The organism is Geodermatophilus dictyosporus (assembly GCF_900115505.1).
Lineage (GTDB): Bacteria > Actinomycetota > Actinomycetes > Mycobacteriales > Geodermatophilaceae > Geodermatophilus > Geodermatophilus dictyosporus.
The window spans coordinates 1-24354 of record NZ_FOWQ01000004.1 but is presented as its reverse complement, the minus strand read 5'-3'; the positions used below and the strand labels follow the sequence as shown (position 1 = coordinate 24354).

The 24354-nt window shown below is 73.9% G+C and carries 18 protein-coding genes, 1 tRNA gene and 4 pseudogenes; 11 read left to right on the top strand and 12 right to left on the bottom strand.

Going from position 1 to position 24354, the window contains the following annotated elements:
- Positions 1–45 precede the first annotated feature (45 nt).
- Complete coding sequence (locus BMZ33_RS10795; protein ID WP_091109959.1) at positions 46–1458, top strand: acyl-CoA carboxylase subunit beta; 1413 nt, start codon at positions 46–48, stop codon at positions 1456–1458.
- A gap of 271 nt (positions 1459–1729) precedes the next feature.
- Here the strand turns inward: BMZ33_RS10795 and BMZ33_RS10790 are convergent, their stop codons facing one another.
- Both BMZ33_RS10790 and BMZ33_RS10785 read right to left on the bottom strand, forming a co-directional pair.
- Positions 1730–2230, bottom strand: coding sequence for a DUF3145 domain-containing protein (locus tag BMZ33_RS10790; RefSeq protein WP_091109956.1), 501 nt, complete (start codon positions 2228–2230; stop codon positions 1730–1732).
- A gap of 355 nt (positions 2231–2585) precedes the next feature.
- Entirely contained in the window at positions 2586–3686 is a 1101-nt protein-coding gene (locus BMZ33_RS10785; RefSeq protein ID WP_169064159.1) for a GGDEF domain-containing protein, read from the bottom strand.
- Positions 3687–3811: 125 nt separating this feature from the next.
- On the opposite strand from BMZ33_RS10785, the gene BMZ33_RS10780 reads away from it, so the two are divergent.
- The gene (locus BMZ33_RS10780; protein ID WP_091109949.1) at positions 3812–4726 is read left to right on the top strand and encodes a maleylpyruvate isomerase N-terminal domain-containing protein; all 915 of its coding nucleotides are present in this window, start codon (positions 3812–3814) and stop codon (positions 4724–4726) included.
- 13 nt (positions 4727–4739) lie between these two features.
- Here BMZ33_RS10780 and BMZ33_RS10775 read toward each other — a convergent pair whose 3' ends face one another.
- On the bottom strand, positions 4740–5972 hold the full coding sequence (locus tag BMZ33_RS10775; protein ID WP_169064158.1) for a M23 family metallopeptidase: 1233 nt from the start codon (positions 5970–5972) through the stop codon (positions 4740–4742).
- 447 nt (positions 5973–6419) lie between these two features.
- On the opposite strand from BMZ33_RS10775, the gene BMZ33_RS10770 reads away from it, so the two are divergent.
- Positions 6420–6851 (top strand): DUF1707 SHOCT-like domain-containing protein, encoded by a 432-nt coding sequence (locus BMZ33_RS10770; protein WP_091109947.1) that lies wholly within the window; start codon positions 6420–6422, stop codon positions 6849–6851.
- Between the two features lie 11 nt (positions 6852–6862).
- Here BMZ33_RS10770 and BMZ33_RS10765 read toward each other — a convergent pair whose 3' ends face one another.
- Positions 6863–7147 carry a hypothetical protein gene (locus BMZ33_RS10765; RefSeq protein WP_091109944.1) on the bottom strand — a complete coding sequence of 95 codons (285 nt, stop codon included), beginning with the start codon at positions 7145–7147 and terminating at the stop codon, positions 6863–6865.
- 658 nt (positions 7148–7805) lie between these two features.
- On the opposite strand from BMZ33_RS10765, the gene BMZ33_RS10760 reads away from it, so the two are divergent.
- Positions 7806–7879 (top strand) — tRNA-Ile (locus tag BMZ33_RS10760).
- Positions 7880–7894: 15 nt separating this feature from the next.
- Here the strand turns inward: BMZ33_RS10760 and BMZ33_RS24790 are convergent.
- A pseudogene (locus BMZ33_RS24790) lies at positions 7895–8131 on the bottom strand (site-specific integrase); the annotation flags it as partial.
- 203 nt (positions 8132–8334) lie between these two features.
- Positions 8335–9229 (bottom strand): annotated as a pseudogene (locus BMZ33_RS10750) (IS982 family transposase).
- A 128-nt stretch (positions 9230–9357) separates the two neighbouring features.
- Between BMZ33_RS10750 and BMZ33_RS23725 the strand changes: the two are divergent.
- Positions 9358–10568: pseudogene (locus tag BMZ33_RS23725) on the top strand (IS30 family transposase).
- Between the two features lie 351 nt (positions 10569–10919).
- On the opposite strand, the gene BMZ33_RS22685 reads toward BMZ33_RS23725, so the two are convergent.
- The 3 genes from BMZ33_RS22685 to BMZ33_RS23230 form a co-directional block, all read right to left on the bottom strand.
- Entirely contained in the window at positions 10920–12479 is a 1560-nt protein-coding gene (locus tag BMZ33_RS22685; RefSeq protein ID WP_169064155.1) for a hypothetical protein, read from the bottom strand.
- A gap of 1473 nt (positions 12480–13952) precedes the next feature.
- On the bottom strand, positions 13953–14915 hold the full coding sequence (locus BMZ33_RS24050; RefSeq protein ID WP_169064154.1) for a hypothetical protein: 963 nt from the start codon (positions 14913–14915) through the stop codon (positions 13953–13955).
- Between the two features lie 27 nt (positions 14916–14942).
- Entirely contained in the window at positions 14943–15098 is a 156-nt protein-coding gene (locus BMZ33_RS23230; RefSeq protein WP_169064153.1) for a hypothetical protein, read from the bottom strand.
- Between the two features lie 182 nt (positions 15099–15280).
- Here BMZ33_RS23230 and BMZ33_RS10735 point away from each other — a divergent pair, with 182 nt between their 5' ends.
- Positions 15281–16831: an LCP family protein gene (locus BMZ33_RS10735; RefSeq protein WP_091109942.1), complete on the top strand. Its 1551-nt coding sequence runs from the start codon at positions 15281–15283 to the stop codon at positions 16829–16831.
- 248 nt (positions 16832–17079) lie between these two features.
- Positions 17080–19188: an RNA polymerase recycling motor ATPase HelR gene (gene helR, locus BMZ33_RS10730; RefSeq protein ID WP_091109939.1), complete on the top strand. Its 2109-nt coding sequence runs from the start codon at positions 17080–17082 to the stop codon at positions 19186–19188.
- Between the two features lie 14 nt (positions 19189–19202).
- On the opposite strand, the gene BMZ33_RS10725 is transcribed toward helR, so the two are convergent.
- Together BMZ33_RS10725 and BMZ33_RS10720 are read right to left on the bottom strand one after the other, a co-directional pair.
- Positions 19203–20099 (bottom strand): ornithine cyclodeaminase family protein, encoded by an 897-nt coding sequence (locus BMZ33_RS10725; protein WP_091109936.1) that lies wholly within the window; start codon positions 20097–20099, stop codon positions 19203–19205.
- Positions 20096–21112, bottom strand: coding sequence for a proline racemase family protein (locus BMZ33_RS10720; protein WP_091109933.1), 1017 nt, complete (start codon positions 21110–21112; stop codon positions 20096–20098). The genes BMZ33_RS10725 and BMZ33_RS10720 overlap by 4 nt, the downstream gene beginning before the upstream one ends.
- A 110-nt stretch (positions 21113–21222) precedes the next feature.
- On the opposite strand from BMZ33_RS10720, the gene BMZ33_RS10715 reads away from it, so the two are divergent.
- Positions 21223–22182 carry a phosphotransferase family protein gene (locus BMZ33_RS10715; RefSeq protein WP_091109931.1) on the top strand — a complete coding sequence of 320 codons (960 nt, stop codon included), beginning with the start codon at positions 21223–21225 and terminating at the stop codon, positions 22180–22182.
- 172 nt (positions 22183–22354) lie between these two features.
- On the opposite strand, the gene BMZ33_RS10710 is transcribed toward BMZ33_RS10715, so the two are convergent.
- Positions 22355–22780, bottom strand: a complete 426-nt coding sequence (locus tag BMZ33_RS10710) for a DUF1761 family protein (protein ID WP_091109928.1) — start codon at positions 22778–22780, stop codon at positions 22355–22357.
- Positions 22781–22859: 79 nt separating this feature from the next.
- On the opposite strand from BMZ33_RS10710, the gene BMZ33_RS10705 reads away from it, so the two are divergent.
- The 3 genes and pseudogenes from BMZ33_RS10705 to BMZ33_RS23715 all read left to right on the top strand — a co-directional run.
- Positions 22860–23312 (top strand): TspO/MBR family protein, encoded by a 453-nt coding sequence (locus BMZ33_RS10705; protein WP_091110847.1) that lies wholly within the window; start codon positions 22860–22862, stop codon positions 23310–23312.
- A gap of 2 nt (positions 23313–23314) precedes the next feature.
- Entirely contained in the window at positions 23315–23722 is a 408-nt protein-coding gene (locus BMZ33_RS10700) for a DUF1232 domain-containing protein (RefSeq protein WP_091109926.1), read from the top strand.
- Between the two features lie 209 nt (positions 23723–23931).
- A pseudogene (locus BMZ33_RS23715) lies at positions 23932–24354 on the top strand (hypothetical protein); the annotation flags it as partial.

Below are 24354 nucleotides of genomic sequence, written 5' to 3'. Positions count from 1 at the left end.
GGGCCGGCCCCACTCACCGGCCCCGCGCCGGCCTCAGGAGACCCCGTGACCACGCTGCACGCCGTCCCGACGCTGCCCACCCCCGACCCGCGCGACCCCGAGGACCGGCTGCTGCGCCTCCTCGACGCCGGGTCGGCGACCCTGCTGGCCCCCCGCGACACCTCCGGCGTCCTCGCCGCCCGCGGCACCGTGTCCGGCACGCGGGTGATCGCCTACTGCACCGACGCCACGGTGATGGGCGGGGCCATGGGCGCCGACGGCTGCCGGCACGTCGTCGACGCCATCGACACGGCGCTGCGCGAGCGGCTGCCGGTCGTGGGCATCTGGCACTCCGGCGGCGCGCGGCTGGCCGAAGGGGTCACCGCGCTGCACGCCGTCGGCGAGGTGTTCGCCGCGATGGTGCGCGCCTCGGGGCGGGTGCCGCAGATCTCCGTCGTCCTGGGCCCCGCGGCCGGCGGCGCCGCCTACGGGCCGGCGCTGACCGACCTGGTGGTCATGGGCCCGGCCGGCCGGGTGTTCGTCACCGGCCCCGACGTCGTCCGCTCCGTCACCGGCGAGGACGTCGACATGGAGAGCCTCGGCGGGCCCGACACCCACGGCCGCCGCAGCGGCGTCGTCCACGTGGTCACCGACTCCGAGGACGCCGCGCTGGGGACCGCCCGCCAGGCGGTCGACCTGCTGGCCGCCCAGGGGTCGTTCGCGCCGGCCGCCGCCGAGGCCGACGTCGACCTGCGCGCGCTGCTGCCCGAGCGGACCAACCGCGCCTACGACGTCCGGCCGCTCGTGGCCGCCGTCCTCGACGGGCCGGGCCTGGAGCTGCACCCCCGCTGGGCGCCCAACGTCGTGACCACCCTGGGCCGGCTCGGCGGGCGGACCGTCGGCGTGGTCGCCAACAACCCGCTGCGGCTGGGCGGCTGCCTGGACTCGGCGTCGGCGGAGAAGGCGGCCCGGTTCGTGCGGATGTGCGACGCGTTCGGGGTGCCGCTGGTCGTGCTGGTCGACGTCCCCGGCTACCTGCCCGGCGTCGGCCAGGAGTGGGACGGCGTCGTGCGGCGCGGCGCCAAGCTGCTGCACGCCTTCGCCGAGGCCGTCGTGCCGCGGGTGACGCTGGTGACCCGCAAGTCCTACGGCGGCGCCTACATCGCCATGAACGCCCGCTCGCTGGGCGCCACGGCGGTGTTCGCCTGGCCGGGTGCGGAGGTCGCCGTCATGGGGGCCAAGGCCGCCGTCGGCATCCTGCACCGGAAGGAGCTGGCCGCCGTCCCGCCCGCCGAGCGCGAGGCCCTGCACGCGCGGCTGGCCGCCGAGCACGAGCGGATCGCCGGCGGGGTCGACCGGGCGCTGCAGATCGGCGTGGTCGACGAGGTGGTCGAGCCGAGCCGCACCCGGCGGGCGCTGGTGGCCGCGCTGGCCGGCGCACCGGCCGGCCGAGGGGCACACGGCAACATCCCGCTCTGAGGGGCGGTCCCGGCCCTCCTGCACGGGCCCGCCGCCAGCGTGCGAGCGGTGGGGGGCAGGAGGGTCCGTCGAGCGCTGCGGCGCGGGAGCGCGCCCGCCCGAGGGCGCGCACGAGAGGAGAGGCCCGTCACCGCTGCAGCGGTGACGGGCCTCTCGTGAGGTCGTCCGGACGCCGCTTCCCCGACGGCGTCCGGTCGACCTGGTCTGGAGCCTACGACGAGTTCCCGCAGGTCCTCATCTCGTGTGCCCGGATCGTGACCTGCGCGTTCCCTCAGACGACCTGGTGCAGCCAGGTCGTCTGGCTGCCGTCACCGGCGTAGCGGTACACCTCGAGGTCGGCGTCCCAGGCCGCGCCGAGGAGCTGGTCGACGCCGTGGCGGAACGCCTCGACCGACGTGGCGGTCGCCGCGAGGGTGCGCAGCTGCTGCTCGGTGACCACGATGTCGCCGTTGGCGCTCGTCGGCGCGCGGAACACCCCGTGCCCCGGCACGTAGGACATCCGCTCGCCGTCGTTGCCGTGGCTGGCCTCCTCGGTGACCTCGAAGCGCAGCATCGGCCACTGGCGCAGTGCGGCGACCAGCTTGGCGCCCGTCCCGGGAACACCGGTCCAGGCAACCTCGGCACGGAAGGCACCGTGCGCCGCGGGCTGGTCGGCCCACGACAGGGAGACCGGCGCGCCGACGACGCGTTCGAGCGCCCACTCGACGTGCTGGCAGAGCGCCTTCGGGCAGGAGTGCACGAAGACGACACCCTGGGTAGACCGTCGCTGCACGAGGCACCTCCATCGACTCGATCGGTCTCGTCTTCCCCAACGGACGATCGGTTCGGTGACAGGCTGTGGTCAGCGGCGGCGGATCAGGGCCTCCGGGGACAGTGTGCACGATGAGGTACCCGTCGCGCCAGTGCGGATGCGCCACATGCGTCAGAAGTGACGGCGGTGATCTCACGCGTCACGGAAGTGCTGGTCAGCGCCATACCACGACGGCGACCCCACCGTCCAACCCGGTCGGGGATCGTCCTGACCGTACCCCGAGGCCACCGTCACCGGGCGTTGCGGGGCCCCGTGTCCCCTGCGGCACTCCTTGGTTCCGGCATAACGGTCGGTGACCGCCGCGCGGAGACAGTGCTCACCCAGCGAGTTCGTGGACCCGGTCCCCACCGGCGGCCTTGGCCCGGTACATGGCCGCGTCGGCGCGGTGCAGCACACCGGCCACGTCGTCCTCGGACGCCACCAGGGCCCGGCCGACGCTGGCGGTGACGCCGTGACCTGCGCCGACGGTGGCGACCGCGGCGCGCAGCCGGTCGGCGAGGGTCGCGTCGTCGACGGGCAGCAGCGCGTCGGCCAGGACGGCGAACTCGTCGCCGCCGAGCCGGGCGACGGTGTCGGTCTCGCGCACCGCCGCGGTGAGCGCGACGGCCACCGCCCGCAGGACGGCGTCGCCGGCGGCGTGGCCCTCGAGGTCGTTGACCGCCTTGAAGCCGTCGAGGTCGACGATGCAGACCACGGCGCGCTCCCCCCGGCCGGCCCGGGCGACCGCCTGCTCGAGCCGTTCGAGGAAGGCGCGGCGGTTGGGGACGCCGGTGAGCGGGTCCGTGGTGGCCAGCGCCTCCTGGGTGCGCAGCAGCAGCACCTGGCGGTCCTGGGCGGCCCAGTGGTTGGCCGACGTGAACGTGCAGCAGAGGGTGAAGATCGCCATGACGCTCGCCGTGAAGACCACGTGCGAGTCGATCTCGTCGGCCACCACGAACAGGTGGGCAGCGGCCATCACCGCCCCGGTCAGGGCCACGCCGACGGGTGGGTAGGCGACGGCCATGAAGGCCAGGGTGACGAACAGCATCGCCCACAGCGGGCTCTCGGCGCCGCCGTCCAGCCGCGCACCGAGCGCGACGACGGCCGTGGTGGCCAGGCTCCACCCGTAGAACAGCAGGCAGCCGCGCAGGTCGCGCATCATCTGCCGCAGCGGCAGGACGAGCAGCAGCGGCGAGGCCAGGACCACCCCGCCGGCGAGCAGCAGCAGGGCCCGGTCCACCCGCGCCGAGGTCGGTGCGACGAGCAGGTGGACGAGGGTGGTCCAGCCGCACAGCTGCGTGAGCAGCACGCCGGTGCGCACGTGGCGGACCCAGTACTGCGCCCGCTCCTCGTCCTCGGCCAGCGGGCGCAGCAGCCCGGTGGCCAGCCAGGCCGGCACCCGGGGCAGCAACCGGCGCCGGGGCACCCTCTCCCTCACGTCCCCGGGATCGACGCCCCGGACCCAGCGCTTGACCCGGGTCGGCGGCGCGTCCCTCCTCCGAGGGGGGAGGTGTGACCGGCGGCACCTGCGACCGGCGGCGCGGCGATGGGTAGGGCCCCGGCATGACCGGCGACCGGGGCGGGCCGACGCGACGGCACGGGCTGGCCGACGCCGGCCGGGACGTGGTGGGGCCGATGGTGCTCGACGCCTGGGACGCCTTCCTCCACCAGGCCGCCGCCGTCGACCTCGCCCGGCCGACCCGGCTGCCCGGCTGGCGGGTGCACGAGGTGTGCGTGCACCTGGGTGCGTGGCCCGACCACGAGGCCCTCGCCGGCCTGGTCGCCTCAGCCCGCGCCGGTGGCACGGGGACGCCGGCCGACGTCGACGGCACCAACGCCCGGGTGACCGCGGCGCACCGCGGCGCCTCGCGGGAGGAGGTGCTGGCCGCGCTACGCCGCAACCGCGAGGCCACCGTCCGCTACCTCGCCGAGGAACCCGAGGAGCTCGACACCGCGTCCACGGTGTCCACGGTGGGCCGGCTGCCGGTGCTGTCGGTGGTGCTCGGGCAGGCCTACGAGCTCGCCGTCCACGGGCTCGACCTCGCGGACGCCGGCGCCCCTCCCCCACCGTCCTCGGTGCTGCAGTCCGGTCTGGCCGCGCTCGCCGACGTGACCGGGGCGCTGGCCGCGGCCTCGGGGATCACAGGCGGGGCGGCACTGGTCACCCCGGACGGCGGGTGGGCCTTCGCCGCCGACGCGGGGGGCTGGACGGTCCGGCTCCTGGACGGCGGCCGTCCGCGCGGAGCCGCCGTCGAGGCCCGGGCCGACGTGCTGCTGGAGGCCGCGTCGGGCCGGACCAACCCGGCCGCGGCGCTGGTGCGCCGGCGGCTGCGGGTGCACGACCTGCCGGGGCTGGTGCGGCTGGCCCCGATCGTGGAGTCGGCACCGGGCATCCCCGGCGCCCCCGTGCTGGCGCTGGCCGCGCGGACCGTCGGGGGCGCCGGTGACCTGCTCGGCCGGCTGCGCGGGCGCCGGTGACGCCCGCGACCGGTCAGGTGCAGCCGCCGCCCAGCGAGACGCCCTGCCGGCTCAGCCACGGGATGGGGCTGACCCGGCTGGCGTAGAGGCCGCCCTCGTGCACCTCGAAGTGCAGGTGCGGCCCGGTGGACTGGCCCTTGTTCCCGACCTCGGCGATCCGCTGGCCGGCGCTGACCACCTGGCCGGCGGAGACGAAGAACTGGTTGACGTGGCCGTAGACGGTGACCCGGCCGTCGTCGTGCTGCACGTAGACGGCCTGGCCGAAGCCGCTGGCCGGACCGGCCTGCAGGACGACGCCGCCGGCGGGTGCGAGCACCGGCGTCCCGATCGGGGCGGCGATGTCGACGCCGTAGTGCATGGTCCCCCAGCGGGCGCCGTAGCAGGAGGTCACCCGGCCGGTGGTCGGGGCGACACCACCCCCGCTGGACTGCACGGTGATCGCGGCGGCCTGCTCGGCCTGCTGCTGGGCCTCCCACGCGGCCTCGGCCTCGGCGACGCCCCGCAGGCGGAGCAGCTCGACCTCCGCGGCGCGCAGGCGCTCGTCGAGCGCGGCCTTCTCCGCCGACAGTGCGTCGAAGTCGCCCTGGGCCTCGGCCAGCCGGGCGTCGGCGGCGGCCTGCGCCTCGGCGGCGACGTGCGCGGCGGCGTCCCGCTCCGCGACGGCGGCGCGGGCGGCGGCGTCGGCCTCCTCCTCCTGCGCCTCGAGCAGCTCGAACTCCTGCAGCGTCTGCGCGCGCTGCACGCCCAGCAGGTCCAGGGTGGCCGCGCGCTCGAGCACCTCGCGGGGGCCCTCGCTGTCGAGCAGCACCGTGACGTCGCCGCCGAGCTCCCCGCCGCTGCCCATGTAGGCCTCGCGGCCGAGCTCGACGACCTCGTCCTCGGCGGCGGCGACCGCGTCACGCGCGGCCTGCAGCTCCTCGGCGGCGAGGGTGGCGGCCTCCTGCGCGGCGGCCAGCTCGGCCTGGGCGACCAGCGCGGCGTCGGCGGCGGCCTCGGCCTCGACCGTCATCCGCTGCAGCTGCTCCTCCGCCGCGGTCACCTCCGCCTCGATGCGGTCCACCTCGGCGACCAGGTCGCGTTCGGCGGCCTCCGCGGCCGCGACGTCGTCCTCGGGCGCGGCCAGGCCGGGCGCGGGTGCCGTCAGGACCACCCCGAGGGCGACCCCGGCGGCGAGCACGGCGCGGCGGAGACGGCGGGGCAGGATGGGGCGGGTGCCGGAAGCGGGGCGGTGGTGCAGGCTCGCCAAGAGAGCGTCTCTCCGTTCCTCGGGGCCGCCCGTCGGGCCGTTGGGTGTGCCCCGCGAGGGCACGCCCGTGCCCGCGTCCGGCGTCCGCGGGCGTGACCGACCCGGGGACTCCCGTGGGTCCCCGGTCCCCCGGCGCGCGGGCCGGGCAGTCAGGCGGGGCCTGCCCGGGGCCCTCGGTTCGAGGAGCTGAGGCCCGGCAGGACCGCGGGCGAAACTACACGGCCGTAAAGCCGCCAGATCACGGAACGGTGACGATCCCGGCGCGCCTGTTTGCGCGTTCAACCGTCTGACCTGCGGTGCTCACAAACCGTGCGGACCAGTGCACCCTGCGCCACACCCGGTCCCCCCGGCAGGTCGCACCGCAGGTCAGTGCCACAGCTCACAGCTCCGTCACAGGATCGGCGGGCACCCTGGCCGGCCGGACCGGCCCCCAGCAGGAGGAACCACATGGACGACGCCACCCCGGTGCAGGCCCCGCCGATGCGGGCGGCCGACAGCGACCGGGCAGCCACGGTGCACCGGCTGCAGGATGCCGTCGCACGGGGGCTGCTCACGCCGGACGAGGGCAGCGACCGGATGGCTTCCGTCTTCGCCGCCGTCCACCTGCGCGACCTGGCACCGCTGACCGCCGACCTCCCGCCGATGGCACCCGACCGGACCGCGCCGGGCTGGCGGCCGCTCGGCCTCCTCGCCTGGGAGCAGCTGCGGACGACGCTCACCACCGCCCGGGGCGGCGGTCCGGCCGTGCTCCGGATCGCCCTGCTGGCCGTCGTCGCGCTCGTCGTCCTCGTGGCCCTGGGCTCGATGGCGCTGCACGCGCTGCTCGACGGCGGGCCCGACGGCTTCGGCCGCTGGGACGGCCCCCGCGGCCCGCGCTGAAGCCCGGACACTCAGACCGTCACGGACACGATCAGGAACAGCAGCAGGCCGGCGAGCAGCACGAGCCAGGTGCTGCCGACCACCACGCCGGCGAGGGCCCGGCCGCGGCGTCCCGACCCGGTCCCGAGCGCAACCCCCGACAGGACGACGCCGGTGATCGCCAGGACCGGCGAGGCGAGGAGCCCAGGGTTCTCCAGGGGGTCGGGGACCAGCGGCACGGCCAGGACGGCCTCCGCCACCTGCAGGAGGACCGGGAGCAGCGCGGCGAGGCTGCAGGCCAGTCCCCAGGTGGCCATCCGGCCCTGCCGGTGGACGGGCCTCCCGGCGCCCGAAGGCCACGGCGGGCTCTCCCCGAGGTGGCTCCCGACCCGTCCCGCTGCGTCCTGACCCGTCACCGCTCCTCCTCCCGGCCGGCACGGTGCCGGCTGCTCGTCTCGCTGGGCAGCCCATCAGGGCGCAGGGCACGGCGGCAGCGTCCGGAGCGGACCTGTGGACGGCGATCGGGCTGTGGACAGCAGGCGTCCCGACCAGTCCGTGCGGCCGGGGTGGGCGGCCGCTCAGCGGCCGACGACGGACACCCGCGCCACGAGGCGGTCCGCTCCGGGACGGCGGCTGCCGCCCCGGGAGCGGGAGCACGGCGGTGCGCACGCCGCGTCGCCGGTGGTGCCGTGCTGCCACCGACGGCGCGGTCCCGTCACCCCGCCCAGGCCCGGCCGAAGGGGAACCCGCCGATCCCGCCGACCGCCAGCGGGTCGTGGCGGCGACGTGCGGGACTCCCGAGGGCTCCCGGCTGGTGCCGCCCGGGTCTGCTCCTCGTCCACTGTCCTCCCCGTGGCCCGGGGAGCCCCCACGGTCACGGCCGGGACCGGGGTGCGGCCGCGTGCTCGCTGTGATCCGGCTGGAACTCGCGGGGAGCCGGTCGACGGCGTCTGGCAGGCTGGACGGCACTCGTTCGGGGCGGTAGCTCAGCCGGTCAGAGCATGGGACTCATAATCCCTGGGTCGTGGGTTCGAGCCCCACCCGCCCCACCGGTGTTTTGCAAGTCAGCGGCCTACAAGGTTGATCGGGACGACGTCGGAGCCTCGCTCAGTCCGCAGAGAGTCCGCACGAGCGCGGACTGCGGCTTCGTCGAGGCGGTCAGCGACGACATCCAGGTCGTCGTCGAACGGCCCCGAGTAGACGTCCAGGGTCATCGCGGCCGAGGCATGCCCGAGGAGGCGTTGGACGGCTTTGACGTTCGCTCCGGCGGACACCGAGAGGCTGGCCGCGGTGTGGCAGAGCCCTTCTCGGCATGACGCCCCACCAGCAAGATCACTTGCAGAGCCGACACATCGACATGTCGGGGCGGTTGCGAGAGTGGAGGTCTTGGCGCAGGGGGACGAGGAGGGACACCCAGTGAGAGCAGCCCACCCTCACCCGCCGCTGCGGCCGCAGGGGACGGATGAGGCGTCGGTGTCCCCTAGATGAGTGAGTCCGAAGTCGGTCAGTGGTCGTAGGCGATCAACGATCGGGTGATCGGCTGGCCGGTGGCGCGGTTGAGCCAGATGGCAGCGGTCAGCGCCAGCAAGCGCTGGGCGACTTGGGTGGCCACGCCGGTGATCGTGCGGCCGCCGTGCAGTTCCAGGTCGAGTTGGCCTTTGAGGGTGTCGTAGACCGACTCGATGAGCTGGCGGATCGGCGCGAGCAGGGCCTGACCGGGGCGAGGCGTGCGGTGACGCAGCGACGGGCGGCAGCAGATCGGCGCCGCGGGCGTGCAGGTAGTCGTCGAGCTCGGCGGAGATGTAGCCCTTGTCGGCGAGCAACAGCAGCCCCGGCCGCTGGGCCAGCAGCGGCTGATCGTGATCGAGCATGGCCATCAGCACCTGGCGCTCATCGAGGCTGGGCGGGGCCAGCGCCCAGGTGATCGGCAGCCCGGCCGGGGTGCAGACCAGGTGCAGCCGCAGGCCCCAAAACCAGCGGGAGTGCGATCGGCACCAGCCGTAGCCGGCGATCCCGGCCAGCTGCGAGCGCAGCGCGGCCGGGCGGGAGCGGGCGCACTCCACCGGGGTGGAATCGATCAGCCAGACCGGATCGGTCCACAGATCGGTGTCGGCCGCCAGGTCGCGGATGATCCGGTTGAGCAGCGGCAGCGCCGCGCGCAGCCGCTTGTTGTAGCCGGATTGGCCGGGCAGGTAGGGGAACGCGCCGGGCAGCGCGGCAGGCACCAGCCGCAACCAGCGGGCCTCGGAGTGCCAGCCCAGCAGTACCTGCGCGACCGCGAGGGTGAGCAGCTCGGAGTCGGTCAGCCGCGGGCGGCGTCCGACGCGCACGCGACCGGCGAGACGATCATCGATCCAGACATACAGTGCGGTCAGGAGGGTGTTTAGGTCCGTTCTCACACCCCGAGCCTGGGCACCCTCCGCCCACGCCTACAGCGACCTTCGGCCCTGCTCCCCGATAGGACTTACTCGTCTAGCGGGCGGCGCATTCAGGCGGTCGTCGCAACACCTGTCGAGCGTGAGGTGTTGTGGTGGTTTCCGAGTGGCGACGGGTTCGGGATGAGCGTCAGGAGCGGTTCTGGGAGCTGGTGACGGCGGGATCGTCCTTCTCGCAGGCCTGTGAGGCTGTCGGCGTGGATCGGCGGCAGGGATATCGATGGCGACGCGCGTCAGGCGGTCGACCGCCGTCGGTACCGCGGGTGGTGTCGGCGAGGTATCTATCGCTGGAGGAGCGACTGCAGATCGCCGACCTGCATCTGGCTGGCGCGTCGATGCGCGCGATCGCTGCCCGGCTCGGCCGCGCACCATCAACGATCAGCCGCGAGCTACACCGCAACGGGCCAGTGCCGGGGGCCGGCCGGGTGAGGCAGGCCAGGTACGCCCCGTACGCGGCGCACAAACGCGCCGGGCTGCGGGCGCGGCGGCCCAAGCCGTTCAAACTGGAGGACGCACGGCTGGCGCTGTGGCGGTGCAGGACAAGCTGTGCCGGAAGTGGAGCCCGGCCCAGATCAGCGTGCACCTGGCCAGCGAGCATGGCGACGAGGCGGCGATGCGGGTGAGCCACGAGACCATCTACCAGGCGCTATTCGTGCAGGGCCGCGGCCAGCTACGGACCGAGCTGCACCGGCATCTGCGCACCGGTCGGGCCTGGCGCCGACCCCACGGGTTCTCCGCCGCGACCACGGCGAAGATCTCCGGCATGGTCTCGATCAGCGAACGGCCGGCCGAAGCCGCCGACCGGGCGGTGCCCGGCCACTGAGAAGGCGACCTGATCCTGGGCACCCACTGCCGCTCAGCGATCGGCACGCTGGTCGAACGTCAGACCCGCTTCTGCCTGCTGGTGCACCTGCCCGACGGGCACGGCGCCCAGACCGTGCGCGACCGGCTGGTCGCAACAATTTAGACCCTGCCCGAGCAGCTGCGCCGCTCGCTGACCTGGGACCAGGGCAGCGAGCTGGCCCAGCACCAGGCGATCACGCTGGCCACCGACATGGCGATCTACTTCTGCGATCCGCACTCGCCCTGGCAACGCGGCAGCAACGAGAACACCAACGGCCTCCTGCGCCAGTACTTTCCCAAAGGCACCGACCTCTCGGTCCACACCGCTGAGCACCTCGACGCCGTCGCTGCCGAACTCAACGGCAGGCCCCGCCAGACCCTCGGGTTAATCACCCCGGCCGAAGCCATGCAGCGGCTACTGTCCGACCCCGAAAAGCCAGTCGTTGCGACGACCGCTTAGAACCGCCGGCCGCCTAGGGACACCCGCCGGCTCGCCGGGAGGGCGGCTTCAGAGACGACCTCCCCGCTGCTCCGACCCCACGCCTTGTAGGCGTCGCTCGATACGGGCGTGGCAGGCTGCATCTCCGTGGTGATCGACGTGGAGACTCTCCTGCGACGGGTGGTCGCCGAAGTCTTCGACGCCCCGTAGAGGACCTGCCGCTGCGGTGGCAACCTGCACTGAACTTTATGCGATTGTCGCCTCGCTGCGCCATGCGCCGGATCTCATGACAGAAACTCCGAGTCACATCAGCGACAGCAATCGATGTACACGTTCGCATCCCCACAGGTAGCGACACGAGGCCAAGCCGCCTCAAGTTTTCCGCAGCAGGCCGGTTACGCCAGCCAAGAGTAGCGCGGTTGTAATCCATGCAAAGGTCCTTAGGACCGCGAAGGACCCCGACCACCAGTCCGTTGAAATGACTCGCCATGCGCCTGCTTGTCCAGCGGTCCCCGGCGGAAGCAAAGAATCGATCGCATACAGGATCGGGTCTAGGCACGGATAGGCAGGATTGATCTCGGAACAGGCAGTTTCACCAGTCACTGTCGGACCAGGGGCCTCTGGCGCTACACCCGGATTTTGTGGTGGAGAAGATTGCACGAGTTGAGCCGAGGCTGGATTGGTCGGCGCGAAGGAAGCACGGCTGCCTGCGACGAGAGTCGCCGTGACGATGAGCGTTAACGCCAACCAGGCCGCAGCGACAAGGGGATAATAGCCGTATCCAACCAGGGCGCCATACGGCCACCGGGCCAACTTCGTGTACCAAGGAGCATGCCTAGTCGTCAGCTTTGCCGCCTGCCATCGCATCCACCGGGCATCTGAGGTCTGCCCTATCCGCTCATACACGGCAGCAAACTCGTGCCATGGCTGCGTGATGTGGGAGAGCTTCGAATCAACAGAACTCAACCAGCTTGCCGCCGCACGTCTATCCTCGCGAATTATGCCGTGCATGTCCCTGATTGAGCATCCGATTGCCATTAATGGACCGGGTAGTTGCCGGTCTGGCGGGTTTGGATCCACAACAAGGCTTCCGATCTGGGCGGCCGCCAAGTATAGGCTTCCGCGAACCTCTCGTATTCCCCGTAGCCAAAGGGTTGACACCTGTAGGTACTGGCCGTACACAGCGATATCTTCCAAGCCCTTGACTTCGTGATCGACGGCCCGAATCGTCGCGCCGGTCCAGGTCAGCAGCCCGTCCAACTGGGCGCTCGCGAGATTGATGCGCCCCCTTGCATTCAATTCCGTTAAATACACGTTCCCGGACACCTTAGCCCGTTCGAGGTTCAAGATGACCTTGCCTACTGTCCGCAAAGTCCCATAGGCTATCGTCAGGGAGCCGCCGATGCGTGCGGAAGTTAGGCGGAGCTCCCCCTGAGTTGACTTCAGTCCGTCGAAGTAGACGCTGCCTTGAATGTTTGCTCGGTCTAGGATCAGTGCCCGTCCGCCTTCGGCTTTAAGCTCCATCCTAGTAGCGGAGAACAGCCCTGCTCGCAACTGTATAGCACTGACATAGCCAGCCACGACGGATTCGTCGAGTACAACCCATGAGTCAATAACAGAGTCATCCAGACGGACACCTGGTAGATGCGATGAGGCGAGACTAAGATATTTGACGCATGCATGTCTAGCCGTCAATGGACGGTTGAACCGACTGTGGTTGATCACCAAGGGAAATGGGACTGAGGCGTAGTCCAGGTTTAGGGTCCCGGTGATGTCCGCACCTCGAATCACCAGCCCCTCAGGAGCTGGCTTGAGGTCGCGTCCGAGGAGCGCTTCGCGAATTGCAGCGGCGGGAATGCGCCGCTCACTCGGCCATGAGTCCGCTCCCTGGGGGTGGATGTCCTCGTCGGCCATGCCGGGTGCCAGGTCCACAGTCTGGCCTCCACTGATGGCCTTGACAAGTTTGGTCACCCAAGAGCGCAGATCCCCACGAGCCATGGTTGCGTAGTCTGCTCCAGACCTGGCGTTCAAAGGAACGATGTACGCGCCCGACTGCGCACGTAGACAACACTCCCGACTGCAGTGGCCCCTCGGGTTTTGGTTAGTTGAGTGCCGCATGATCAATGGGGTGGGTGGTACAAACTGCAGCAGAGCGTGACACCATGACTACCAATGGATCTGACACGGCGGTGACTGCTTCTCTCCTAGACGAGGGCCGCCGGTTCTCTGGAGACAGGACAGCTCGAGTGTCAGACTCAGGGCTTCGCGGATATTACTGGTAGTACTGGGGACATGACCGTGGACTGCCTCGGCTGTCCACTCCTCCGGCGGTTCAGGGGACTGCCGGTTGGGCCTACGACATCCGGCAGCGGGAGTCATGGTGGCGAAGACTGGTGAGAATCCCGACACAACCGGAGACGCTGCCGGGAGAAACGGTGGTTACGGATCTACTCCCCCAGCCTCTCAACCGACCCCGTACGGCCAGCCAAGTGGCTATGCCCACCCAGGTCATCCTTCGCAACCGCCAACGTCAGGCTACCGGGGGCAGTATGGAGGAGCGCCGTATCCCCAGTTCGGGCAGTCGCCTGCATACGGCTACTACGGGCAGGCCGCTCCCCTCTACGGCCAAGACTATGTGAAGGCTCCGTATAGCGGAGCGCTGGCCGCTGTGTCCTGGCGCCTCGTGGTCCTGCTTCTCGTAGTATTTGCAGTCGGCATTGTGCTGGGGTTCCTGCTAGGTGTGTTGCTCGCCGGCTCTTGATCGCCGTGCCCGCCGAGCTCGCCGCCCGCACGGGCGATCTGCGCGGGCGCGATTTCCCCGATCCAGCGCCGAATCGCCGCTCGGCCCCGCCGGTTGCGGTCCCCAGGGCCTGTCCCTGAGGCAGCCCTATGGGACACGCAGCTCGGCGCCGCGTTGCTGGAGGGCGGCGGCTGGGCTGGCTCCGGTGGACCGACAAACAAGGTTCACAGGAACGGGGCGGCGCGCGCCTGCTAGCGAGATGGCACCTCCATGCTCCGCAGCTACCGGGCGACGAGCCGGCACTGGAGCTCAGCAGAGGCTCCCCTACCACTCGCTGGCAGTCAGGCGCGGAAGTGCGCCGGTCCGCAGAGAGTCCGCAAGAGGTCCGCAAACAATCGGTCAGCGCCAGAGACGTTCAACCGTGAAGACGCAGTTCAACGGCCCAATCGCCAAGATCGACGCACGTCAAGAGACGGGTGGAAACGGACTCATAATCCCTGGGTCGTGGGTTCAAGCCCCACCCGCCCCACCAGCAGGTGCGCCGTCTCGCCCGGTGCCCGGCCATGGGTTCGGGTGCGTCGCGCGCGTGCTGCCGGTGATGGTCGACAGCTGGGTTGCCGGTCACCGAGCTCGTCGGCGTAGGGCCGAGAGGCCCCGTCCCGGGCCTAGGTGGACCTCCGGATGGTCACGAGGAAGTCCCCGCCGTCCCACTCGACGACGTCACCGGTCCACGGGTCCTCCAGATGACCGTCGTCGTGCTGGTCCATGCCCCGCAGGGCCGGCCCGCTGGGCACGCGGAGGACCGGTTGCGTGTCGCTCACCTCCCGGGTCACCTCGATCCCGGTCACCCGTCCCCGGACTCGCTCCTCGGGCTCGAGGTGGTGGTGGGTCTCGACGAGGAGCACCCGGCCGTCCGGCCCCGTCCAGCGGGTGCAGTGGAGATCCACCACCTGGTGGCGCTCAATGGCCGGCCCGCAGCACTCGTGCTCCCAGCCACCCACCTCCACGACCACGTCCACCGCGCGAGGCTGTGCGCGGGTGGTGGACGCCGAGCCGAGGCTGCCCACCGCGATCCGGACCGAGGGGTCCCTCGGGCACTGCCACACCGGCCGGCCCTCCGCGGAGAGCTGCACCGTGAGCGGGTGGGTGTGCCGCGGGCACTCGGGCCAGGCGCCGTGCAACTCCTCGACGACGGCCTCCTGCACCAGGTCGGCCAGGTACGCGAGGGCCTCGTCCTCGTCGGTCATCTCCGGGAGCTGCCGCGAGACGTTCGGCGCCTCGAACCAGATCTGCGGGAAGAGCAGCGGCCGCCGCACCGGCTCGACCGGCCCGGACAGCAGCGTGCCGCCAACAACCGAGGGGCCCGGCCACACCTCCTCGTCCTCGCGCACCCTGACCCTCCACCTCAGCTCGAGTCCGGTCGTCCGCTCCACGTCCGGGACGAGACGACCGGTGACGCGCTCCCAGAACCGCTGCGCCTCCGGCAGGCGGGCCCGGTACACGGCCACGGCCTGACGGTCGCGGTCGAGCACGCGCCCGGGGCCTGCGGCCCGCTCGAACGCCACCCAGTGGTCGACGTCGTCGAACAGCCCGGAGGGGTCCTGCACGTCGGGGGCCTCGCCGCCCACGCGGATCCGGCGACCCCCGAACCCGGTTCACAGCCCGTCCGCCACCACGGACAACCGGTACGGCTCCTCGATCCCCCGCTCGTGCCGGACCCGGGCCGCGACGTCGGCGAGTGCCCGCTGCCACCGCTGCACCTCGTCCAGGGAAGGCCACGCGTCGGCCGACTGCTCGGGGAAGGCCGTCACGGCGACATCCTCGCGGTCGCCGGCGCTGTGCGGAGCGGCAACTGCCCGTCGGTCGAGCTGTTGCTCGTCCTCGATGCGGCCCTCGACGCCTGACGGCGGGTCCCGGCGCCCGGTCGACGACGGACAGTGGACCCGTGTGCCGCGGACCCCTGCGGAACGCCGGCCGCCCCTAACCTCGCCCCGTGACCCGGGACGAGGACGGCGCCCCCGCGGGCCGCCCCCTGCCGCCGCGGCTGGACCCGCGCGCCGGCCGGCCGGCCCATCCGCACGGTGCCTCGAGCGCTCCGCAGCGGGCGGCGTCCCGCACCCGCCGCGGTGCGGTCGTGGCGCACGCGGTGGCCGCCGTCCTGTCGGTGGTGCTGCTCGGCACCAGCGGCTGGGGCTGGTACCTCACCCGGGTCGCGGAGGCCACGGTCACCCGCACCGACGCCATCCCCGACTCCGGCAACGCCGACGCCGGTGGCGCCGCCGAGGCGATGGACCTGCTGCTGGTCGGCAACGACAGCCGCGCCGACCTCACCCCCGAGCAGCTCGAGGAGTTCAGCGCCGGCACCGACTCGGGGACCAACACCGACACGATGATCCTGGTGCACGTCCCGGCCGACGGGTCGCGCGCCTCGTTCGTCTCCTTCCCCCGCGACTCCTACGTCGAGATCCCCGGTCACGGGACGGACAAGCTCAACGCCGCCTACGCCCTCGGCTACGGCGAGGTCGACGACTCCGCCCCCGAGGACGAGCGCAGGGCCGGCGGCAGGCAGCTGCTGGTGCAGACGATCAGCCGGCTCACCGGCCTGATGATCGACCACTACGCCGAGGTGGACCTGCTCGGCTTCTTCGAGCTCAGCAGCGTCGTCGGCGGCGTGGAGGTCAACCTCTGCTCGGCGGTGGACGACTCCGCGTACTCCGGCGCGGTCTTCGACGCCGGCGTCCAGGTGATCGAGGGCGCCGAGGCACTGGCCTTCGTCCGCCAGCGGCACGGCGTCCGCCCGGACGGCAGCCCCGCGCTCCCCCGCGGCGACCTCGACCGCATCGTGCGCCAGCAGGTCTTCATCGGCGGGGTGCTGCGCAAGATCCTCTCCCAGGACACGCTGCTCGACCTCGGCACGCAGCGGCGGCTCGTCGAGGCGGCGTCGCGGTCGCTGACCATCGACGAGGACCTGGACCTGCTCGACCTGGCCCAGCGGATGCAGGCGGTGCGCCTCGACGGCATCCAGTTCCAGACGGTGCCGATCGCCGACCCCGACGACGTGGACGACGACGGCCGCTCGATCGTGCGGCTGGCCGACGCGGCCACGCTGCGGGCGTTCTTCGCCGAGCTGTCGGCCGAGCCGGAGGGCACCGGCAGCCCCGCGCCGGAGGCACAGGCCACGGTGGCGCCGTCGGAGGTGTCGGTGGAGGTCTACAACGGCTCGGGCATCGCCGGCCTGGCCGCCGACGCCACCGCCGAGCTGGAGGCCGTCGGCTTCGTCGTCACCTCCACCGGCAACGCCGCCACCAGCGACCACACACACACCGTCGTCCGGCACGCGGCCGGCGACGAGGCCCTGGCCGCGACGCTGGCGGCGGCGGTCCCCGGCGCCGTGACCGAGGTCAGCGACGACCCGGACCCCGGCACGGTCCAGTTGGTCCTCGGCAGCGACGCCGCCGGCAGCGGCGGGGCGGAGACGCCGGCCGAGCCCGCGGCCCCCACCGAGGAGCCCCGGACCGCCGAGGACACCAGCTGCATCAACTGAGCGCGGACGCCGGCCGGAGCGCACGACCGCCGGGAGGGGGACGGACGGGAGGACACCACACCTCGTCCCACTCGAACGTATAGCGCACTCCGGGGCTTGCGGCAAGACCCGGGTCGGGCCCCACACTCGCCGCTCGGAGCTCTGACCTGCGGACCCGGGAGTCGCCACGTGCACGTGTCGTCAACGACCAGGGGGACGGCGGACGCCGGCACGCCGCTGCGACCGGCGCGTTCGACCTCCCCGCGAACCTGACCACCAAGGCCGATCCGGCGCTGATCGCACGGGACGAGGAGCACTTCGCCGCCGTCGCAGCGAGCCTCCGGCAGACGATCGCCGACCTGTCCGACCGCCTCGCCGCGGAGCGGAGAGCGCCCGGCGGCACCGGTCAGGAGGCGCTGGACCGGGACCTTGAGGTGCACCGGCTGACCGCCCGCCTGCGCACGCTGCGCCGCTTCGGCCTGGACCTGTGCCTGGGCCGCATGGTGGGCGCGGACGGCGCCGACCCGGTGTACGTCGGGCGCCTGGGCCTCACCGACGGCGCGGGTCGCCGGCTGCTGGTCGACTGGCGCTCCCCCGTGGCCGAGCCGTTCTTCGGCGCCACCCACGCGAACCCGATGGGGCTGGCCAGCCGCCGCCGGTACCGCTGGACCCGCGGCCGGATCACCGACTACTGGGACGAGGTGTTCACCCCCGACGGGCTCGAGGGGCACGCCGCGCTCGACGACCAGTCCGCGTTCATCGCGAGCCTGGGCACCAGCCGGTCGCCGCGGATGCGCGACGTGCTCGGCACCATCCAAGCCGACCAGGACGCCGTCGTCCGGGCCGGCTCCCAGGGCCCGCTGGTCGTGGACGGCGGCCCGGGCACCGGCAAGACCGTCGTCGCCCTGCACCGCACCGCCTACCTCCTCTACTCCGACCCGCGCCTCGGCCACCACCGCGGCGGCGTGCTGTTCGTCGGCCCGCACCAGCCCTACCTGGCCTACGTCTCCGACGTGCTGCCCGGCCTCGGCGAGGAGGGCGTGCTCACCTGCACGCTGCGGGACCTGGTCCCCGAGGGAGCGGCGGCCACGGTCGAGGCCGACCCTCGGGTCGCCGCCCTGAAGGCGTCCGCGGACCTCGTGGCCGCGGTCGAGGCGGCGGTCCGGTTCCACGAGGAGCCCCCGGCCAGGGGCCTGACGGTCGAGACCCCCTGGGGCGACCTCCCCCTCGACGCCGCCGACTGGGCCGAGGCGTTCGAGGCGCGCGAGCCCGGGACGCCGCACGACGAGGCGCGCGAGCAGGTGTGGGAGGAGCTGCTGGCGATCCTGGCCGACCGGCTCGAGGACGACGACGTCGACCCCGACCTGGTCCGCGAGGCGCTGCAGCGGGACCGGCAGCTGCGCGCGGCGTTCGCCCGGGCGTGGCCGCTGCTGGAGGCGCCCGACGTCGTCGCGGACCTGTGGTCGGTCCCGGCCTACCTGCGCCGGTGCGCGCCCTGGCTCCGCGCGGACGAGGTCCGGCTGCTGCAGCGCGCCGACCCCCGGGCCTGGACGGTGTCCGACCTGCCGCTGCTGGACGCCGCCCGGCAGCGGGTCGGCGACCCGGAGGCCGCCCGGCGGCAGCGCCGGCACCGCGCCGGCGTGGCTGCCGAGGAGGAGCGCATGGCCGGCGTCATCGACGAGCTGATCGCGACCGACGACTCCGAGCTGCTGCTGATGACCAGCCTGCGCCACTCCGACCTCCGCGACGCCCTGGTCGACCGGGCCGCGCTGCCGGTGGCCGACCGGGACGCCCTCGCCGGGCCGTTCGCGCACGTCGTCGTGGACGAGGCGCAGGAGCTGACCGACGCCGAGTGGCAGATGCTGCTGCTGCGCTGCCCGTCCCGGAGCCTGACGGTCGTCGGCGACCGCGCCCAGGCGCGGCACGGCTTCCCCGAGACGTGGCAGGAGCGGCTGCGGCGGGTCGGGCTCGGCGACGTGCGGCTGGCCTCCCTCACGGTCAACTACCGGACGCCGGCGGAGGTCATGGCCGAGGCGGAGCCGGTCATCCGCGCCGTGCTGCCCGACGCCAACGTGCCCACCTCCGTCCGCAGCAGCGGCGTGCCCGTCGTCCACGGGTCGGTCGCGGAGCGGGACGCGGTGCTCGACGGCTGGCTGGCCGCGCACGCCGAGGGGACGGCCTGCGTCATCGGCGACCCCGCGTTCCGCGCGACGCCCCGCGTCCGGTCGCTTCCCCCGGAGCTGGCGAAGGGGCTGGAGTTCGACCTCGTCGTCCTCGTGGACCCCGAGGCGTTCGGCGGCGGCGTCGAGGGGGCGGTCGACCGCTACGTCGCGATGACCCGCGCCACCTCGCAGCTCGTCGTCCTGACGAGCGGCTGACCGGACCGTCGCCGTCAGGCCCCGTGGAGGTCGGCGACCGCCGTGGCGACGACGAGGTCCTGCCAGGACATGCCGACGGTCTTGACGACGAGCGGGCGGTCGGCGGGCACGGCGGCCGTCCCGGTGACGACGTCGCGCAGCGGCACCAGGTCGCCAGGGCTGAGGGCGCCCTCGGCGACGGCCAGCACGACGTCGCCGGCCTCGCGCAGCGCGGTGGCGACGTCCTCCACGACCACCGTGGCGCGGGCGAGCAGCGCCGCGTCGAGCTCGCGGGCGTCGGGCTCGTGCGACCCGACCGCCACCACCACGACGTCCTCGCGCAGCAGGGCGGGGTCGACCACCGGGGTCCGCGCCGAGGTCGCGCAGACGACGACGTCGGCCGACCGCAGGGCCTCCCCCGCCTCCGGCGACCCGAGTGCGACCGCGTCGAGCGGTGTCCGGGACGGGTCGCGGACGAGGTGCACCACGTGCGACAGCGGGCGGACCGCGGCCAGCGTGGCGACGTGACCGGTCGCCTGTGGGCCGGCACCGACCACCCCCACCCGCAGCGGCCGGTCGGGCAGCCGGCCGAGCACGGCGGCGGCCGAGACCGCGGGGGTGCGCAGCGTGGTCAGCGCGGTCCCGTCGAGCACCGCGCGCAGCGCGAGGGTCCCGGGGTCGAACAGCAGGTAGACGGCCTGGACGCGGGGCAGCCCACGGGCCGGGTTGTCCGGGGCGACGGTCACGACCTTCACCCCGGCGGCGGCCGCTCCCTCCGACGGCATCAGCAGGAACTGGCCGTTGGCCAACCCGACCGGGACGCGAGGCGGGTCGACGGCGGGGTCGAGCCCGCCGCGCAGGGCCTCGGTCACCGCCTGCACCGCCGCGGCCGGTCCGAGCGCCGCGACGGCGTCCGCATCGAGGAACCTCACCGCAGCACGAAGCCCGGGACGAGCGGGTCGCGCGGGTCGATGGAGAAGACGTGCTCACCGGTGCGGTACGCCGTGCCGGTGACCCTGGGGACGACGGCGGGCCGTCCCCCGACGTCGACGCGCTCCAGCACGGTCTCGGTGAAGGTGCTGCCGACGATCGAGTCGTGCCGCAGCACCGTGCCGCCGGGCAGGCGGTCCTCGGCGGCGAGCACCGCGAGCCGGGCGCAGGTGCCCGAGCCGCACGGGGAGCGGTCGACCTGGCCGTCGGCGAAGACGGTCACGTTGCGCTGGTGCACCTGCCCGTCGGTGTCGCCGAGGTCGTCGAACCAGATGGTCCCGTAGACGCCGTCCTGCCGCGGGTCGTCCGGGTGGACGGCGTGCTCGCTGTCGTCGAGGGCCCCCTTGACCTCCCGGCCGAGGGCGACGAGCTCACCGAGGTGGGTCGGGGTGACGCACAGACCCACCTGGGCTGCCGGCAGCGTCGCGTAGACCGCGCCGCCGTAGGCGACGGTCACGGTCACCTCGCCCCGGGAGGTGGCCACCGGGACCCCGCGGGCGATGACCCAGCTGGGCACGTTGACGAAGTCGACGGCGACGACCCGGCCCGCCTCGCGGTGCACCCGTGCGGTGACGCGGCCGGACGGCACGTCGACGACGACGTCCACGCTGCCGGTCTCCGGCGCCTCGACCAGCCCGGTGTCGACCGCCCACACCCCTAGCGCGATCGTCCCGTGCCCGCAGGCGGTGGAGAAGCCGTCCTCGTGCCAGAACAGCACCCCGAGGTGCGCACCGTCGTCGTCCGGCGGCACGAGGAAGCCGCCGTACATGCCGGCGTGACCACGCGGCTCCGAGCACAGCACCGCTCGCAGGCCCTGCACCTCGGGGTCCCCGATCGCGCGGGCCCGCCGCTCGGCCACCGTCGCCCCCGGGATCGGCACCGGAGGATCGGCCACGATCCGGAACGGCTCCCCACCCGTGTGGTAGTCGGTGGTCGCGATCGCCGAGGGGAGCACACCGGCACCCTGCCACGCGGCCCCTCTGCGGCGTCCCGACCAGACGCCGCCTGCACGCGCCACCGGCTCGGCGCGCCGCCGTCCGGCCCCGGTCGGAGGAGGGTGTCGGCATGCGCTCGTCGGACCCGCCGTCGCGGAGGGCGGGCTGGGCCGCACTGCCGGCCGCGGTGCGCCGGGCGGTGACCGACGCCGTCGGCGCGCCCGTGGTGTCCGCCGGGTCGCCGCAGGGCGGGCACACGCCCGGGGTCGCCGCGCGGTTGGTGCTCGCCGACGGGCGGCGGTGCTTCGTCAAGGCGGCGTCGGCGACCCACGGCGACTGGGTGGTCGCCGCCTACCGCCACGAGGCCGCGGTCAACGCCCACCTGCCGCCGTCGGTGCCCGCGCCGCGGATGTGGACGCACCTCGACGACGGGGACTGGGTGTCCCTCGTCTTCGACGACGTGGCCGGCCGCTTCCCCTCGCCGTCCTGGGACGACGGCGACCTGGCCCGCGTGCTGGACGCCGTCGACGGCAGCGCACGGGCCCTCACGCCCAACCCGGTGCCGGGGGCCGCGCCGGTCCGGGACGCCTTCGCCGGTGTCCTCGGCGGCGCCTGGGCCCGGCTCTCCGGGCACCCGGCGCTGCCCGACGCCGACCCCTGGGCCGCCGGCCACCTGGCGGACCTCGTCGCCCGCGAGCCGCGGTGGGCCGACGGCGTCGACGGGGAGACGCTGCTGCACCTCGACCTGCGCCGGGACAACGTGCTGCTCACCGCCACGGACGTGGCGCTCGTCGACTGGGCGTGGCCGGCCGTCGGGGCACCGTGGCTGGACCTGGTGTGCCTCCTGCCGACGGTGGCCGGGCGCACCGGCCGGCACGACGTCGAGGCCGTCTTCCTGTCCCGCGCCGCGGGTCGCGCCGCGCCGCCGGCCGCAGTCGACGCCGTCCTCGTCGCCCTCGCCGGCTTCTGGCGGGCGAGTTCGCTGCTGCCCCCTCCGCCGTACGCGCCGGGACTGCGCGAGGAGCAGCGCCGCGCCGCCGACGGCACCACCCGGTGGCTGCGGACCCGGGCCGCGAACTGGTCCCCCTGACCCGGGGTGTGCGCGGTCAGCAATCGCGGCCGTCCTCGCACACCCCAGGTGTCGGTGCAGCCGACGCCGTGCTCGACGTCCCTGCGCCGGACCTGGGTCAGCGCTCCCGGTTCGAGGCGGACGACGATCCAGCCGCTGGGACGAGAGCCCACCGGGCGGCGCGTCGCGGACGTCAGAGGCGGCGGGCCCGTCGCCGCGGGACGCGGGTCGTGACCGCCGAGACGAGCAGCAGCTTCACCAGCCAGTCGCCGGCGTGGATCGCCGCCTGCTGCCACGGCACCTTCTCGTGGACGACCGACCCGGTCAGCAGCACGCCGGGGAACGCCGCCCACAGCGCGAGGGCCAGCCGGGCGGCGTCCGCCGGCTCCGTGGCACCGGTGCGGACGGCGAGGGCGCGCACCGCCGCGGCCACCACGGCGCTGCGGGCGAACTCCACGGGCGGCAGCCACGGCGGCGGGGGTGCACCGCCGGCGTACACCTCGTCGAGCTGTGCCAGGCGACGGCCGAAGGCGGTGTACCAGGCGGTGCTCGACGCGACGGCGGCCGCGGCGGCCAGGCCGACGGCCGGGAGGCCGGACGGTGCGGTGGTCGGGGGCATGCGTGGCTCCTCTGCTCGGGGACGTGCAGGACCGACCCCCTCCGGCCGCCGGACCCACCGGCCGGAGCATGCTCGGGTGATGAGGCCCACGACCCTGGCCACCTCCGCCGCCGTCGCCGCGACCGCGCTGGTGGGATCGGCCGGTACCGACGTCACCTCACCCTGGTACCGGCGTCTGGACAAGCCGCGCTGGCAGCCGCCCGGTGCGGTCTTCGGCGGGGTGTGGACGGCGCTGTACGTGCTCCTCGCGGTGGCCGGCTCCCGGGCGGTGCCGCGCGGTGGCCGGGGCTACGTCCGGGCCTACGCCGCCAACCTCGCCCTCAACGCCGGCTGGACCTGGGCGTTCTTCCGCGCGCACCGGCCGTCGCTGGCCACCGTCGAGGCCGCTGCGCTGGCCGTCTCCACCACCGACCTGGCCCGGCGGACCGCGCGCCTGGACCCCGTCGCCGGCCGGCTGCTGCTCCCCTACGCCGGCTGGACGGCCTTCGCCGTCGCCCTCAGCGCGGAGATCACCCGCCGCAACGCGCGCTGACCGTGCCGGACTGGGCCCGGACGCTGCTCGCGGTCGCCGGCGGCCTGCTGCTGTGCTGGGCCGTCCTGGTCGCCGTCCTGTGGTGGCGGCGGCCCGAGGAGACACGGCTGCGGGACCTGCTGCGGCTGCTGCCCGACGTGCTGCGCCTGGTCCGCCGGCTGGCCGGTGACCGCACGCTGCCCCGCGGGGTGCGCGTCCGGCTGTGGCTGCTGCTGGCCTACCTGGCCTCCCCGGTCGACCTCGTGCCCGACGTCGTCCCGGTGCTCGGGTACGCCGACGACGCGGTGGTGACCGTCCTCGTGCTGCGCTCGGTGGTCCGCCGGGCCGGGCCCGAGGCGCTGTCCCGGCACTGGCCGGGGACGCCGGAGGGGCTGACCGCGCTGCGCCGGGCCGCCGGGCTGCCACCGTGAGCAGCGCGGGGGTGCACCCGTCCGGCTGACGGCGGGCGTCCCCGGACGACTGACCGTCACCGTTCCTCTGGCCCCGCGTCACCGGTCCGGTCACGATGGGGGCCACGTCGTCCGACAGCTCAGGGGGAGAGCGCGTGGGCAGGTCCTCGGGGCGTGGGCGTCCGGCCCGCCTCATCCCGGTCATCGGTGCCAGTGCCTGCGCCCTCGGTGTGACGGCGACGCTGGCGGCGACCTCCGTGCTGCCGAGCGCGGCCGCCCGGACCCCGGGGACGGCGCCGGCGGGCAGCACCGCCGAGCGCCTGGCCGACGAGCCGCTGCCGTCGCCGGCCGGTCCGCTGGAGGTGCCGAGCATCGGCGTGCTCGCACCCGGCTTCGACGGGGGCTGGGCGCCCGGTCCGCCGCCCGCGGCGCCGTCGACGTCCGCGCCCACCACGTCCGCGCCCGCCGCGCCCGGGGCGTCGCCGGCCGTGCCGACCTCGCCGGAGGCGGGTGCAGGGGCACCGGTGGAGCAGCCTGCTCCGTCGCAGGCTGCGACGGAGTCCCCGGTCACGGTCGAGGAGCCCCCGATCGAGGCCCCGCCGGAGGAGCCGACGCCCACCCCGGAGCCGACGCCCACCCCGGAGCCGACGCCC

What these genes read in the sequence shown, in the direction of transcription:
- BMZ33_RS10780 (WP_091109949.1), top strand. Translation starts at nt 3,812, where the DNA reads ATGACCGGCGACCGGGGCGGGCCGACGCGACGGCACGGGCTGGCCGAC.
- BMZ33_RS10770 (WP_091109947.1), top strand. Translation starts at nt 6,420, where the DNA reads ATGGACGACGCCACCCCGGTGCAGGCCCCGCCGATGCGGGCGGCCGAC.
- BMZ33_RS10715 (WP_091109931.1), top strand. Translation starts at nt 21,223, where the DNA reads ATGCGCTCGTCGGACCCGCCGTCGCGGAGGGCGGGCTGGGCCGCACTG.
- BMZ33_RS10710 (WP_091109928.1), bottom strand. Translation starts at nt 22,780, where the DNA reads ATGCCCCCGACCACCGCACCGTCCGGCCTCCCGGCCGTCGGCCTGGCC.
- BMZ33_RS10705 (WP_091110847.1), top strand. Translation starts at nt 22,860, where the DNA reads ATGAGGCCCACGACCCTGGCCACCTCCGCCGCCGTCGCCGCGACCGCG.
- BMZ33_RS10765 (WP_091109944.1), bottom strand. Translation starts at nt 7,147, where the DNA reads ATGGCCACCTGGGGACTGGCCTGCAGCCTCGCCGCGCTGCTCCCGGTC.